The 13,609-nt window shown below is 64.5% G+C and carries 10 protein-coding genes and 3 tRNA genes; 4 read left to right on the top strand and 9 right to left on the bottom strand.

All coding sequences use genetic code 11. The annotated features are described in order from the left end of the window. Positions 1-251: 251 nt before the first annotated feature. The 3 genes from QY325_04045 to QY325_04035 all read right to left on the bottom strand — a co-directional run bounded on the left by QY325_04045 (position 252) and on the right by QY325_04035 (position 2,167). Positions 252-325, bottom strand: a tRNA-Arg gene (locus tag QY325_04045). 171 nt (positions 326-496) lie between these two features. Then, positions 497-570 (bottom strand) — tRNA-Pro (locus tag QY325_04040). 760 nt (positions 571-1,330) lie between these two features. Continuing rightward, complete coding sequence (locus tag QY325_04035; protein WKZ67101.1) at positions 1,331-2,167, bottom strand: DUF3800 domain-containing protein; 837 nt, start codon at positions 2,165-2,167, stop codon at positions 1,331-1,333. Between the two features lie 176 nt (positions 2,168-2,343). Between QY325_04035 and QY325_04030 the strand changes: the two genes are divergently transcribed. Next, complete coding sequence (locus tag QY325_04030) at positions 2,344-2,925, top strand: hypothetical protein (protein WKZ67100.1); 582 nt, start codon at positions 2,344-2,346, stop codon at positions 2,923-2,925. Here the strand turns inward: QY325_04030 and QY325_04025 are convergent. Both QY325_04025 and QY325_04020 read right to left on the bottom strand, forming a co-directional pair. Further along, on the bottom strand, positions 2,922-4,088 hold the full coding sequence (locus QY325_04025; protein ID WKZ67099.1) for a site-specific integrase: 1,167 nt from the start codon (positions 4,086-4,088) through the stop codon (positions 2,922-2,924). The genes QY325_04030 and QY325_04025 overlap by 4 nt on opposite strands. Positions 4,089-4,192: 104 nt before the next feature. Then, positions 4,193-4,281, bottom strand: a tRNA-Ser gene (locus tag QY325_04020). 122 nt (positions 4,282-4,403) lie between these two features. On the opposite strand from QY325_04020, the gene QY325_04015 reads away from it, so the two are divergent. The 3 genes from QY325_04015 to QY325_04005 all read left to right on the top strand — a co-directional run bounded on the left by QY325_04015 (position 4,404) and on the right by QY325_04005 (position 7,009). Beyond that, positions 4,404-5,582 (top strand): acetyl-CoA C-acyltransferase, encoded by a 1,179-nt coding sequence (locus tag QY325_04015; GenBank protein ID WKZ67098.1) that lies wholly within the window; start codon positions 4,404-4,406, stop codon positions 5,580-5,582. 101 nt (positions 5,583-5,683) lie between these two features. Further along, positions 5,684-6,457 (top strand): C40 family peptidase, encoded by a 774-nt coding sequence (locus QY325_04010; GenBank protein WKZ67097.1) that lies wholly within the window; start codon positions 5,684-5,686, stop codon positions 6,455-6,457. Between the two features lie 105 nt (positions 6,458-6,562). After that, the gene (locus QY325_04005) at positions 6,563-7,009 is read left to right on the top strand and encodes a hypothetical protein (GenBank protein WKZ67096.1); all 447 of its coding nucleotides are present in this window, start codon (positions 6,563-6,565) and stop codon (positions 7,007-7,009) included. A 79-nt stretch (positions 7,010-7,088) separates the two neighbouring features. On the opposite strand, the gene QY325_04000 is transcribed toward QY325_04005, so the two are convergent. From QY325_04000 to QY325_03985, 4 genes are all read right to left on the bottom strand, one after another. Continuing rightward, on the bottom strand, positions 7,089-9,446 hold the full coding sequence (locus QY325_04000) for a TonB-dependent receptor (protein WKZ67095.1): 2,358 nt from the start codon (positions 9,444-9,446) through the stop codon (positions 7,089-7,091). Positions 9,447-9,570: 124 nt separating this feature from the next. Continuing rightward, positions 9,571-10,155 (bottom strand): hypothetical protein, encoded by a 585-nt coding sequence (locus tag QY325_03995; GenBank protein WKZ67094.1) that lies wholly within the window; start codon positions 10,153-10,155, stop codon positions 9,571-9,573. Between the two features lie 365 nt (positions 10,156-10,520). After that, on the bottom strand, positions 10,521-12,635 hold the full coding sequence (locus QY325_03990) for a hypothetical protein (protein WKZ67093.1): 2,115 nt from the start codon (positions 12,633-12,635) through the stop codon (positions 10,521-10,523). After that, a complete protein-coding gene (locus QY325_03985; GenBank protein ID WKZ67092.1) occupies positions 12,619-13,587 on the bottom strand; it encodes a FecR domain-containing protein in 969 nt (322 codons plus the stop codon). The genes QY325_03990 and QY325_03985 overlap by 17 nt, the downstream gene beginning before the upstream one ends. Positions 13,588-13,609: the final 22 nt, after the last annotated feature.

Genomic DNA, 13,609 nt, shown 5'->3' with positions numbered 1-13,609 from the left:
CAGGTGTTCACGTTGGAATTCCGGGGTGCGAAGTTGGCCCGGGCCGAAGGGGCATACGCGAGTGGAACCCGCTGGAAATCAACATTTCGACCAGTCACCCTGAGGATCCGATGGAAGTTCCGGTTCCCGGGCCGGTTCCCGGCATGCAGGCTCAAGCCGCCCTTGTTGAATGGCGGCGCACGGGTGTTGATAACCTTGTCGACGGGGCCGCTGCGCGGTCAGGTCTCAACGGCCGCCATCCGCGCACGATGCGATCCCGGTTGGATTCGAACCAACGGCCGCCTGCTTAGAAGGCAGGTGCTCTATCCAGCTGAGCTACGGGACCCGGAGCCTGCAAAGGTGCGCATCGCGCACGAGCGCTCGGCCGTAGGGCGCAAACACCTCCACGATGAGCGGATTCTGCCGAGAGCGGCCCTATGGATGCGCCATCCTTACCCAAGCCTCTGCGACAGCTCCGCATGACAAAGGGCCAACCATCGGTTGACCCTTCATCCTGTCGGGGCGGCCAGATTCGAACTGACGACCTCCTGGTCCCAAACCAGGCGCGATACCGGGCTACGCTACGCCCCGAGCGGGGCGCAAAGGAAGGGGAAAAGCGCCTTGGTCTAATCCTCTGGACATAAAACACCAAGCGTGAGCGCGCCGCAAGGGCGCCGGGTAGCCAAAGGAACGGACCAGGCTGTCGATGCCTCGGGCCGCGCCTCGGCATCGGCCGGCTCCAGTTCCATGGGCCGCCTCCTCCTTGCTCACAGGTTGGTGCCCTCCCTGGACGATGCGGCCGGCCGCTGCATGGCGCGAACTCCCAGGCACACCCTTGCAGACGCTCCACCCGAACGGTATGAAGCGAAAAGCCGCCCATCTTGCGATGGACGGCTTCAGCTTGGCGGAGAGGGGGGGAATGCCTCACCATGCCGCACAGAGATTCCGGCCTAGTGTTTACCGCGTGATCTGACGTTCAGTTGTGCGTTGGGAGCAGGCAAATCGGTCCGGGTACGGTCCGGGTTCTTGACCAATAAATTATTGGCCTAACACAGCTGCCGACTTCCCCTACCAATCCAGCCCGCATATGAGTCGCCATTTCGGCGGGTGAGGGCCCGAAGGCCTCACCAGGACATCGCCTCTCTAATGAAATGGCTTCAACATCCTTCTTCGTAACATGCTCATATTCTGATACATTAGTCATTCTACCGCTGTTCAAACCGTGTTGATAAATTATTGACTCAGTTATGTTCTCGGCTACATAGCAACTACTTTTACACCCGGACAGGGGTTTCCCAGTCGGCAAGGGTTCGGTCGGTCATGTATCGACTGGACTCTTGTTTTTTAGGGGCTATGGATACCATCCCGACCTGGTTGTACCAGGTGGTGGAAATCGCTTGATTCCAGCGTTATACCCGTGCTTGATCGTCCGAAGTAGTTTGGGTTGAATAATTGGGAATGATGGGTGGCTTACTAACGGATCCTGAACATGCCTGCTTATCGGATAGGCGCACAAATCCGCCAATTCCAACCCGTCTATTCGTTCTGACTTTCGCTTGAATGTGATCCCAGTAAACAATGACTGGAATCTTTCGGGAGTGTTGTATTTGTTACCAGTGTCAACAATCTTATTGTACGCACCAAGAAGAAGCTTATCTTCGTTTTTACCTCTTGATTCTGCTATAATCTTGACAGATTTGTTGTAAAGTAAGATCCCCTTCTTCTGCAACCTATACAGGACTCTTTCCATAATCATCTCCAACGCTATCACGTATACGTCAAACGTACTAAATGGGTAGTTCCTCGAGAATTCCCTCTTATCTATCACTGTGGCCACCACAGTGAACCTGGATTCTGATATTGCCCGGTTCATCCTAGTCACGAAAAGCTCATTGATTGCTTCGTCATGCAGCCTTCTGAAGGGCCCCTGGCGCTTCCTGATATCCCTTGAATGGAAGACCACGTCGACTGAATCGAATACGTCCTGCTTCAAACTCTTGAACGAGCTCTTGAAGGGGCCGTAATCGTCTTTAGAGAACAGAACTCCACAAACCGTGAGGAAGGCGTTATTCGCGTCGACATTCGATTGGTGCGCATGTCCCGATTCATCAATGAACAATGCGAACTTTTCCCGCAGGTGCGGAGGTTGGTACCCTTGTCTGATGGCACCGTAGTTGGCCTTATCCATGGTCGGTGATTAGAGATCCAGCTTGCTAATGAGCCACACCATTCGCTCACACCAGGGCGATGATCCACGCCAAGAGCTTCAGCGCCCAATTGGGATATCGAGGATGCCTGGCTTCCATCTTGAGCGGTAAGATACCCCGGAGTGCCTATTTTCGGATTGAGATACCGTTTGCACCCATGGACGACGAATCCGATGACGAGTTCGCCACCGGTCTGCTACAGGCCATGCGGACCGAAGGTCCGACCCTCTGGATTGATGACATCCTTCCTGATCGGTACAAAGGGCAGGAGGGCAAGGCGTTCGTGAGCCGCATACTGTATCGCCTGAGGCAGGAGGGCATGTTCGAGGAGGCCAGGGGGAGAAGTATCCACATACAATGGCGGATCGACTCCGAACGCAACTACCAGGTCCCATTCAGAGGGTACCGGCTGAGCGGCTTCGGCATTGAAGCATCCGAGAACGGCGTCACGGCGAGCATCGCGCAGCGTTTGACCCGCACCAATCTCAATGACAAGCTGCTCGAGAGCACCCTGGAGGCACAGGAGGAGACCATTTCCTTGGCGAGGCGGTCGGCGTTGGCATCGGAGCAGAGCGCGTCGGCTGCCATGATCAGCGCCCGGTCGGCGGAGGAGAGCATCCGGGAGATGAGGGCCGCCAATGAGATCGCGCGCACGAGCAAGCAATACGCCTTCTTCGCGGCCATGTTCGCGGCCTTCGCGGCCTTCGCGGCCCTGGTGGGCATGAGGGGCTGCTCCTAGAAGCGCGAGGCCTTCTTCAGCACATCGCGCACGCCCATCTTGTAGGTGCGGCGCGTGTAGGTGCTGGTCTCCGAGAGGTCATGGTGCCTGAGGTGGTTCATCAAGTCCACCTCTCCCACCCCGTCGCGGCTGAGCTGCTCGCCGCCGGCATGCTTGAGCTGGTACATGGTGACCTCCTTGGCCAGGCCGATGGCCTGGCGCATCCGCGTCCAGGCGCGGCCGCTGTCACGCGAGCAGCAGAGCTTGGGTCCGGGCTCGAAGCCCGTGCTGAACACGTAGTGCTCCGGGGACTGCCCCTCCAGGCGCAGGCCCTCCAGGTTGGGCACCATGACCTCCGGGATGGCCACGCCTTGGGTGCGGTGGTTCTTGGCCACCGATCCGGGGACCAGGATGAACCGGCCGGGGATGCTGAAGTGCTCGGGCTTGAGCATGAATGCCTCCTTGGGCCGGATCCCGCAGTGGAAGCAGAGCAGGCAGAAGGCGAAGAACCTCGGGTTCTCGCGCTCCAGGTAGGCGCGGATCTGGGCCCGCTCATGCATGCTGGGGGATCGCCGTTGGGACCCATCGGGGTCGAGCCGCTTCTTCTTTATCCCATGGAAGACGTTCTCGCGCAAGTAGCCATGCTCACGGAGCCAGTTCCACAGGGTGACATAGAAGGTGTGGTAGTTGTTGAAGGACCGCGGGGAGAGCTCCCGGTCGATGTAGCTGTCCTGCATGAAGCGCCTGGCGTGGGAGGAGCTGAACTCCCCCACCCCGATGGCCCCCAGCCCGTTGCGGGAGGCCCATTCGCGCAGGATGCCCACCATGCTGGTGTAGGACCGCATGCTGTCGGGCCGGATCCGCTCGCGCTCCTTGGCCTTGAGGAACTCCTCGAAGGCCTTCGCCAATGGCTTCGCCCCTCGCATGTCGCGGCCCGGGTCGAACGGGGACCATCCCAGGGCCAGGGCGATGTTGAGCTCCCGGATCCGTCGCCTGGCGAAGCGCAAGCGCTCGGCACGATCGCGGATATGGTTGAGCATCTCCTTCTTCCGCACGCGCACCCCGCGGACGGGGTGCGTCACGTAGTAGCAGATCATCCACTCCTTGCCCTTGCTCAGGTAGGCCGGGCGATAGTCCTGCGTCCGCTGCAGGGACTCAATCAGCTTCCTCAGCTCCTCGTTCATGGCTTCTGTCCATGTCGAGGAGCTGAGGAGGAGCTAATTCGGACCGGAAAGAGTCCGGCAAAAAAATCCCAAAGCCCTGATTTACAGGGGCTTTGGTGATTTTGCGGAGAGGGGGGGATTCGAACCCCCGGTACAGTTTAACCCGTACGGCAGTTTAGCAAACTACTGGTTTAAGCCACTCACCCACCTCTCCGTGGATTCTGCCCCAAAGAACTTCCTCCCGCGAACGGGGGGCAAATATAGGAGGCTCTTCGGTTCGCCAATCGCATGGATGCGCTCGGTACCTTCGCCGCCTCAATCCCAACCCGATATCACATGGCCCGCGAAGTCGTCATCATTTCCGCCGTACGCACGCCCATGGGCTCCTTCGGAGGCAGCCTGGCCGAAGTCCCTGCCACCCAATTGGGCGCCACGGCCGTGAAGGCCGCTGTGGAGCGCGCCGGCATCGCCCCCGACCAGGTGAACGAAGTGATCATGGGCAGTGTGCTGCAGGCGAACCTGGGGCAGGCACCTGCGCGCCAGGCCGCCCGGTTCGCCGGACTGCCGAACGAAGTGGCCTGCACCACCGTGAACAAGGTGTGCGCCAGCGGCATGAAGGCCATCATGATGGCCGCCCAGGACATCCTGCTCGGCGATGCCGATGTGGTGGTGGCGGGCGGCATGGAGAGCATGAGCCAGACCCCTTACTATGTGGAGAAGGCCCGTTACGGCTATCGCTACGGCCATGGGCAGCTGATCGATGGCATCGTGAAGGACGGCCTCACGGACGTGTACCACCAGACTGCCATGGGCGTGAGCGCCGAGCTCTGCGCCAAGGAGCACGGCATCAGCCGCGAGGAGCAGGACGCTTTCGCCATCGAGAGCTACAAGCGCAGCGCTGCCGCCTGGGCTGCAGGCAGGTTCAAGGAGGAGGTAGTGCCCGTTACCGTGAAGACCCGCAAGGGCGATGTGGTGGTGAGCGAGGACGAGGAATACAAGAACGTGAGCTTCGACAAGATCCCCGGCCTGAAGCCCGTGTTCCAGAAGGACGGCACGGTGACGGCCGCCAACGCAAGCACCATCAACGACGGCGCGGCCGCGTTGGTGCTGATGAGCGCGGACAAGGCGAAGGAACTCGGCCTGAAGCCGCTGGCGCGCGTGCTGAGCTACGCCGATGCCGAGCAGGCGCCCGAGTGGTTCACCACCACCCCGGCTAAGGCGCTGCCCCGTGCGGTGGAGAAGGCGGGCCTGAATCTGAGCGACATCCAATACGTTGAGCTGAACGAGGCCTTCAGCGTGGTCGGCATCGCCAACACCAAGCTCATGGGCCTCGACCCCGCCAAGGTGAACGTGAACGGCGGCGCGGTGAGCCTGGGCCATCCGCTGGGCTGCAGCGGCGCGCGCATCATCGTCACGCTGATCGGCGTGCTGCAGCAGAACGGCGCCCGGTACGGCGCAGCCGGCATCTGCAACGGCGGCGGCGGCGCAAGCGCGATGGTGATCGAGGCGCTGTAAGCGCCCATGGGCCCGCACATGTTGCGCAATCCCTCACGGCGTGCGACGGACCGAAGCCATCACCATCCGCCAAGCACCAACCCATCAGCTCGCTCCTCCCCATGAATTCCGTCATCTGCCCCCTCTCCATCGTTCCAGTGCGCGCCGAGCCGAGTGACCGCTCCGAAATGGTGTCGCAATGGCTATTCGGCGAGACCGCGCAGGTGCTGGACACACGCGGTGCATGGAGCCGCCTGCGGTTCGACCATGACGGCTACGAGGGCTGGGTTGACCACAAGCAGATCCTCCCCTGCCCCACGCCCAACTTCGACCCCGACCTGCGGGTGATCGACCAGAGCACCATCGTGGACCTGGGGGAGCGCCAGGTGCCGCTCACCTACGGCGCCGTGCTCCCGTTCTATGCGGATGGCACCATCCTGTGGCAGAACCACCGCGTGCCGGTACAAGCGGTGACGAACCACCGCCCCGACCTGGAAAGGGCCGACCTGCTGGAGCTGTACCTGCACCCCTTCCTGGGCGCACCTTACCTGTGGGGCGGCCGCACCCCATGGGGCGTTGATTGCAGCGGGCTGGTGCAGATGATCTTCATCCTGATGGGCATCTACCTGCCTCGCGATGCCAGCCAGCAGGCGGCCGAGGGCGATGTGGTGGAACTGCTGGACCTCTGTGAGCCCGGCGACCTGGCCTTCTTCGATAATGAGGAGGGCCGCATCGTGCATGTGGGGATCGTGCTCACGCGCAACGAGGAGGACGACCTGCGGATCATCCACAGCAGCGGCCGCGTGCGGATCGACAAGCTGGACCATCAGGGCATCTACAATCCCGAAGAGGCGCGCTACACGCACAAGCTGCGCATGCTCCGCCGGGTGCTCTGAGGCCTGCGGATCGCCGCTCGCCCCCTTCGCACTGCCGTTCATGCGGATTCCCGCCGCTCTGAACGGCGGAGCATGCTTGCTTTGCGCTACAAGCAACAGAACACCATGAAACGCACTCCCCTACTCCTTGCCTTGGGCCTGGGCCTCACCTTGGACCTGAGCGCCCAGCAGTACAAGGTCCTCACCGTCATCGAGAGCATCATCCCCATGGGAATCGGCCGATCCCGGATGATCGAGAGCACCTCTGAAGTGAACGTGGATGCCGCCACCACGGTGCGGACGGACGGCAAGAAGAGCGACCAGGGCGATGTGGACCGCAGCGACCTGAAGATCGACAGCTTCAAGGAGACGAAACTGCTGAACTTCTTCAGCGGCGCCGGCATCAACTTCCAGAACATCGCCAGCAACGATGCCATGATCTCCGACAAGATCAACAAGATGGCCGCAGATGGCTGGGTGCTGGTGCACGTGACGAGCGGTGTGGAGAGCGATGCGGGGGACAAGGACGGCCAGGGCATCTTCATCACGCGGATGTTCTTCCGGCGCGGCTGAGGCCACTCGGTCCAACCGAGCAAAGAGAAAGGGCCCTGCGGGGCCCTTTCTCTTTGCTCTTTGAAGTCCTGCGCGGGGCTCAGAAGCGCAGCGTGTACTGGAGGACGGGAAGGACGGCGAGCTGGTTGACAGGGTCGATGCGCCGGTGGCGGCCATTGTACCAGTACCACACGGGGGTCTGGGCGTTGAGGACGTTCTGCACATCGACCTTGAATTCGTGGCTGGCCTTGGCGCGGCCGATGCGGTAGGCGAGCACCATGTCGACCTTGTGGATGGGCAAGCCCTTGCGGCCCATAAGGGGGCTTCCCTCCTGCTGGTAGCCAGCGGCGATGCTGGCTTGGAGATCGAGCGGCGTTTGCCATTGGCCGCCCTGGACGCTGTAGCGGATGCCGGTGGTGAGGATCTTGTTCTTATCGGCAGCACCGACCTTCCATTCCTTGCCGGCGAGCGCGTTGGCGACGGTGCCGAGGCCGAAGCGGGCGTTGTACCAGGTGCCGTCGAGGGCGCGATAGCGCGATTCGAAGACGGAGGCAGTGGCAAGGGCGTGCCAGCCACGGGTGAAGAACTTCTCGATGCTGAGCTCGACGCCGGCGTTGTAGCCGATGCCGCGGTTGACGAGAGGCTTGGTGGTGTACCATTCCTGCATGTTGCCGAGCCAGAAGGCGCTTCCGGCGGCATCTTCCACGGGCTGATTGAAGAGGTACTGATAGTAGGCCTCGGCCTTGAGCTGAAGGTCCTCGGCGAGCATGTGCTCGTAGCCGGCCACGGCGTGCAGGGCCTTGGAGAGCCCCATGCTTCGATTCGGCTGGGTGGCACGGCCCTGGGCGTCGGTGGCGCGGGCTAGGTAGTTCATGAGGCTCTCGGTGCGGCTGTGGAGGCCTGCGCCGAGGGTGAAGGCGCGGGCCTGGGTGCGCTGGTAGCGGATGGCAGCGCGTGGTTCCACGCTGGTGCTGCCGTTGAGGGCGTAGTGGAGCATGTGGAGTCCGCTGGTGAGCGACCACTGCTCGCTGATGCGCCATTTCCAGCTGGTGAAGGCCTGGACAGTGGTGGCGCTGCCGCTCTGGAGGAGGTTGAGCTCCATCCGCTGATCGGCAGGGTCCCAGGTGTTGGCGTAGATGCGGAAGCGATCGGCGGAGACGATGATGCCCGAGCGGAGCTTATGGGCGGCGTTGATGCGGGTGTTGAGGGTGGTGGAGGCGCGAATGGTCCACCGGGCATTGTCGTCCTCATGACGGAGGGCCAAGGGGTCCTCGCCGGGCGCGGGCGACTCGAAGTACTCGCTGCCGCTGCCGTTGCCGCTGATGCTCACCGCGCTGTAGAGGAAGTTGCTGGACCCGAGCAGGAGGGTGTGGGTGAGGCCGGCCACGCCCATGCGCGAGCCGTACTCGCTGGTGGCGAATAGCGTATCGTCCTGCACGCCGCGGTCCTGCTGGCTGATGCTGCTGCGCCCGCCGATTCCGAAGAGGGAGAAGGTGCCGGCCTTCGCCGCAGGGAGCTTGAGCTTGAATGCGGCATCGGTGTACTTGGGCACGCCCTGGTAGTCTACGATGCCGGCGGCATCGAGGAGTGCGAGGGTGCTGTAGCGGTAATTGGCGATGAAGGAGCCGCCCTTGATGCCGGGCAGCGGCCCTTCGGCGGTGAGATCGGTGCCGAGGACGCCGGCCTTGAGGGTGTACTCACGCTTGCGGTCGTTGCCGTCGCGGAGCTTCATATCGAAGACGGCGCTGGTGACGTTGCCGTACTCGGCGGCGAAGGCTCCGGTGTAGAAGTCGCTGTTGTCGACCATGTCGCTGTTGAGCACGTTGATGGGCCCGCCGGTGGTGCCATCGTCGGCGAAATGGTTGGGATTGGGGACCTCCATGCCCTCCAGGCGCCAGAGGACGCCCTTGGGGGAGTTGCCCCGCACAACGATCGTGTTGTTGCCGACGGGGTCGCCGGCGACGCCGGGGAAGACGGTGACCATGCGGGCGGGATCGTTGATGCCGCCGGCGATGCGCGAGGTCTCCTCCACGCTGATCCGGCGGGCGCTGAGCATGGCCATGTCGTTGCGCACCTCGCCACGGCCCTTGCCGGCGGTGACCTCCACCTCTTGGAGCCTGACGAGCGACTCCTGCAGGCGGATGTCCAGCACAAGCTCCTTGGCGGAATTGACCAGGAGGTTGCCGAGGGCCTGCTCCTCGTAGCCGAGCATGCGCACCTGCAGGGCGATGCGGCCCACGGGCACCTGGCTGAGGGTGAAGCGGCCATCGAAGTCGCTGGTGGCGCCGATGAGCGGGTCGCTGCCCACGAGCAGCACGGTGGCGCCGATGAGCGGCTGTCTGGTGTCGGCATCGGTGATGGTGCCGCGCACCGATTGGAACTGCGGCTGGGCGATGGCGTGGGCCTGGCCGAGCAGGAGGACGGCGGCGGCGATGGCGGTGCGGAGGAGGATGGGCATGAGCGGGTGGTGCTTGTGGTGTTGGTGCCGGCATCGGACGCCGGCAGGGGGCGCTGCGTTACGCTTCGGATAACTGCGGATGAAGGACGGCGGTACCATGGGATGGGCGGCTTCAGCGCAGCGCTCAGAAGCAGCCGACCTTGATGGTGAGGCCTGCGTTGAGGCCGTGGAGGGCATCCTTGGGTGTAGCGGGCAGGTCGAGTTGGCTGGTGTAGCGGTAACTGGCACCGACGCCGATGCGCACCAAGGGGATGAGGTTCATCTCCAACTCGATGCCGGGCTCGACGACGAAGAAGGCCTGGGCATCATACGCGGTGCGCTGGACAAGGGGGTCGAAATCGTCTGGCAATTGGGGCGCGTAATCGTAGGTGACCCCGCCGGCGCCGATGATGATGGGCAGGGCGATGTGAATGGGCGAGCGGTAGGCGATGACGGGTTCGAGGAGCAGTCCGCCGTATCCCATCTCCAGGCTGCTGGCGCGGCGCAGGGCCTCGCCGCGGGCGACAAGGTGCGCATCGTAGGCCTCGCTCTGCACGCGCGTCACCAACCCGTGGCCGGCAAGGCCCAAGGTGAAGCGGTGGTTGATGATCCAGCCACCACGTGCGCCGAGCAGCAGCGCATCCTGATCGAGCACCCGTGTGTGGTGTGCCGTGGGCGCGCCCCAGCCGCCGTGGTGCAGGGAGCGGTCGCCTCCGAGCAGGGTGCGCATGGGCGCATCATCGGCGGATTGTGACATGAGCGGGGCGGCGGCGAGGAAGACGAGGGCCGAAAGGAGGGAACGGTGGGTGGTGCACATACTGATCGCGTTTGTTGTGATTGTGACAAGCGCATGGCGCGATACCCCCACTCCCCTGCTCACTTTCCGTCACGTGACCGACCGTTGCCCCGAAGCGCCGCGAAAGTGCCCGGCGGGCATGCCGCACTGCGCATGGAGCGGCATGAACGAGCGGATGCCTGCGCTGAACCGGTCATCCGCCGCAGGCCGTGATCGCAAGGCCGTGCCACCCGCGCTAGCCGCCATGCCCAGCGGCGGTCAAACGGAACGCCTCCCTGCGGTGCAGGACCTGATGCCCCCTAGAACATCACCCCGGCGCCTGCTTTCCAGCCCCACCACCCGTTGACGAGGATGGTACCCGACCGCCGTTGGTAGGGCGGTTGGCCCGGGGGCAGCGCACTGAGGTGCGTACCGGTGTCGGCATCGCGCCAATCGGTGACCAGCAGATTGACCACGGGCCCGGCGAAGAGGACGACCCGATCGGCGAAGCGCACGCCCGGCGCGAGGCTGAATCGGCCCAGGATGTTCACCGCATCGACCCAGGCGCGCTGCTCCACCACCTGCTCGGCGGTGAGGTCGATGTTGGCGAAGAAGCGCTGCCCGAAACGCGGCTCGAAGCCGAAGCCGTAGAGGAAACTCCATCGGCCATCGGCGCTGACCGCAGGGGAATAGCCGATGATATTGTGGAAGACGCGCGTGCCGGTGCGCAGCTGGATGCTCAATGGCAGGGCATCGCCGGTGATCGCGTCGATGCGGTGGTACCCCTTGAGCGAGAAGGTGAGCAGGCCGACCGCGCCTCCGGAGAGGGAGTCGCTCAGGTTGATGAAGCCCACCTGCCCGCCGTGCACGCGACGCCCGACGTTGACAGCGCCCACCTGCCCGCCGTGCACAGTTCCCGGCACCACGTTGAGGCCGAAGCTGAACTGCCCCCCCGTGACGTTGCCGGCATAGTTGAGCGCGAAGCCCACCTGGCCCTTGCTCACGGAGCCCGGCACCACGTTGGCGCCGAAACTGAATTGCCCGCCCGTGACGCTGCCTGCGTAGTTGAGGGCGAAGCCCACCTGGCCGCCGCTGACTTCGCCCGGTGCCGCATTGACGCCAAAGGAGACCTGGCCGCCGGTGACGCGCTGGGCGACATTCGCCGCGAAGCCCACCTGACCGCCCCCCACCTCGCCCAGCGCCACGTTGACACCGCCGCTCACCTGCGCCCCCTTGACGCTGCGGGCAAGATTGACCGCTCCGGACACCTGCGTCCGGTTGACCGCGCCGGTGGCCGCGTTGACGCCGCCGCTCACCTGCACGCCGTTGAGGTCGCCCAAGGCGACGTTGGCGGCCCCGGCGATCTGGGTGCCGGTCATGCCCCGCTTCACCACGTTGACGCCGCCCGCCACCTGCACGCCGGTGAGCGTGTCCCATACGGTGTTGCCCAGGCCGGCGAGCTGCAGGCCCTCCAGCGAGCGCATACTGTGGTTGATGGCGCCGGCCACCTGCGCCCCTTCCACCCTGCCGCCCACCAGATTGGCCAAGCCCCCCACCTGCAACCCGCTCAGGTCGTGGCTGAGCAGGTTGAGGCCGCCGCCGATCTCCACGCCCTCCACGCCTCGGGCATAGCCGCCGAGCACATTGAAGGAGAGGCGGTTGATGACCGCCCCGCTGATGGGGCCGTTGGTGCCCACGGTGGGGATGAGCGAGATCTGCGCGACACGGCGCTCGGCATAGGCCAGGTTGGCGGCCTGGTCCATGCGCGCCGCGGGCACCAGCAGGCGGGTCATGCCCAGGTCCTCCACGCCGCAGCGGTCGAAGGCGCAGATGGGCTCAATGCGCTGGAGGCCGTCGATGGGCTGAAGGCCGATGCGGCCCGCAGGCATACCTAGCGCGACGAAGACCACGGTGTCGCGATAGCCGTGGCGCGATACGACCAGGGGCGTACGCTCCAGCTCGCCGCTGAGGGTGATGGTGAAGCGGCCGCGGTCGTCGGTGGCCACGGCGTTGCTCCGGCGGGCCTCCATCACGGTGGCCCGTGCGATGGCTGCGCCCGAAGAGCGGTCGAATACGCTGCCGGCTGCGGGGAACCGCTGCTTGCGCCCGGAAGGCCCGGTGATGATGAGGTGGCCACCGCTCTCCTTCCAGCGCAGGCGCTCAGTCAGCAGGCGATCCAACGCTTCGCCCACCTGCTGGTCCACGGCATGGATGGTGACGGTGCTGTCGGCCGGCACTACCGCCGCGTTGTAGCTGAGGCGGAAGCCGCCCTCCTTGGCGATGAGGGTGAGCGCAGTGGAGAGCCGGACGGACTCGGCATGGACCGTGATGCGCCGCTGCAGGATGGCCTGGGCCGAAAGGGCATGCGCTGCGGCCATCAGCACCACGAGGAGACCGAAGCGCGGTGACGGCCAGCGCTCAGCACCCTTCGCCATCGAGTGCGAATTCGCGGCCGCTGCCGGTCAGTTCCAGTCCGAAGGTGTCCGCGATGACCGCGAGGATGCGCTCGATGGGCTCATCGTCGAACTCCGCGGTGAGGGTGCACCGCGCAATGGCTTCGGTGCGCAAGGCGATGCGGACGCCATAGGACCGCTGCAGCTGCTCGGCCACCTGGCGGAGGCTGGCTTCCTCGAACTGGAGGATGCGGTTGCCCCACGCTTCGGCCGGCGGGGCGGGCCTGCGCTCCAGGACATGACGGTGCTTGTGGAAGACCGCATGCTGCCCGGCGGCGAGCGTGATGGTATCGCCAGCGGCAGCCACCTGCACCCGGCCGCTGCGCACGCGCACGCGCACCACGGCAGCCGTGTCGTAGGCGCTGACCTCGAAGGCGGTGCCCAGGACGGTGACGACCACGTGATCCGTTTCCACCACGAAGGGCCGACCTGTGTCGCGCACCACCTCGAAGTAGGCTTCGCCACTGAGCTCCACCCGGCGCTGCCGCCCCATGCGCACGGCCAGCGCACTGGCCGGTGAGAGCACCGCCCGGCTCGAATCCGTAAGGCGGGCATCCACTGCCGCCGCATCGGCAACGTAGCGCTGCGTTCCGGGCTGCAGCAGCCACCAACCGGCCAGCAGCACGCCCGCCAGGGCTGCCGCTGCGGCCCAGCGGCGCAGCCCGCCGCCCCCGCCTCCTATGGGCATGACGCGTCCGCGGCCTTCCTCACCGGCGATGCGCTGCTCCAGCTTCGACCATGCCGTGTCCACATCAGCGCCGGGGCCGGGCTCCGCCTCGGCGCCCCACCCCCAGATGCGCCGCATCCGCTCCAGCTCTTGGGCATGGTCGGCACTGGCCGCGGCCCACTCCTCCACCCGGGCGCGCTGCGCCGGGTCCGCTTCACCGGTGATGTACCGGGCCAGGAGGTCGCTATCGATGCCGCTGTGATCCATATATCCTGTTGATGACAACCGA

The organism is Flavobacteriales bacterium (assembly GCA_030584065.1).
Lineage (GTDB): Bacteria > Bacteroidota > Bacteroidia > Flavobacteriales_F > PHOS-HE28 > PHOS-HE28.
This window is presented reverse-complemented; position numbering and strand designations above follow the sequence as displayed.

Coding starts and splice junctions, on each gene's coding strand:
- QY325_04035 (WKZ67101.1), bottom strand. CDS start 2,167: ATGGATAAGGCCAACTACGGTGCCATCAGACAAGGGTACCAACCTCCG.
- QY325_04030 (WKZ67100.1), top strand. CDS start 2,344: ATGGACGACGAATCCGATGACGAGTTCGCCACCGGTCTGCTACAGGCC.
- QY325_04025 (WKZ67099.1), bottom strand. CDS start 4,088: ATGAACGAGGAGCTGAGGAAGCTGATTGAGTCCCTGCAGCGGACGCAG.
- QY325_04015 (WKZ67098.1), top strand. CDS start 4,404: ATGGCCCGCGAAGTCGTCATCATTTCCGCCGTACGCACGCCCATGGGC.
- QY325_04010 (WKZ67097.1), top strand. CDS start 5,684: ATGAATTCCGTCATCTGCCCCCTCTCCATCGTTCCAGTGCGCGCCGAG.
- QY325_04005 (WKZ67096.1), top strand. CDS start 6,563: ATGAAACGCACTCCCCTACTCCTTGCCTTGGGCCTGGGCCTCACCTTG.
- QY325_04000 (WKZ67095.1), bottom strand. CDS start 9,446: ATGCCCATCCTCCTCCGCACCGCCATCGCCGCCGCCGTCCTCCTGCTC.
- QY325_03995 (WKZ67094.1), bottom strand. CDS start 10,155: ATGCGCACCCTGCTCGGAGGCGACCGCTCCCTGCACCACGGCGGCTGG.
- QY325_03990 (WKZ67093.1), bottom strand. CDS start 12,635: ATGGCGAAGGGTGCTGAGCGCTGGCCGTCACCGCGCTTCGGTCTCCTC.
- QY325_03985 (WKZ67092.1), bottom strand. CDS start 13,587: ATGGATCACAGCGGCATCGATAGCGACCTCCTGGCCCGGTACATCACC.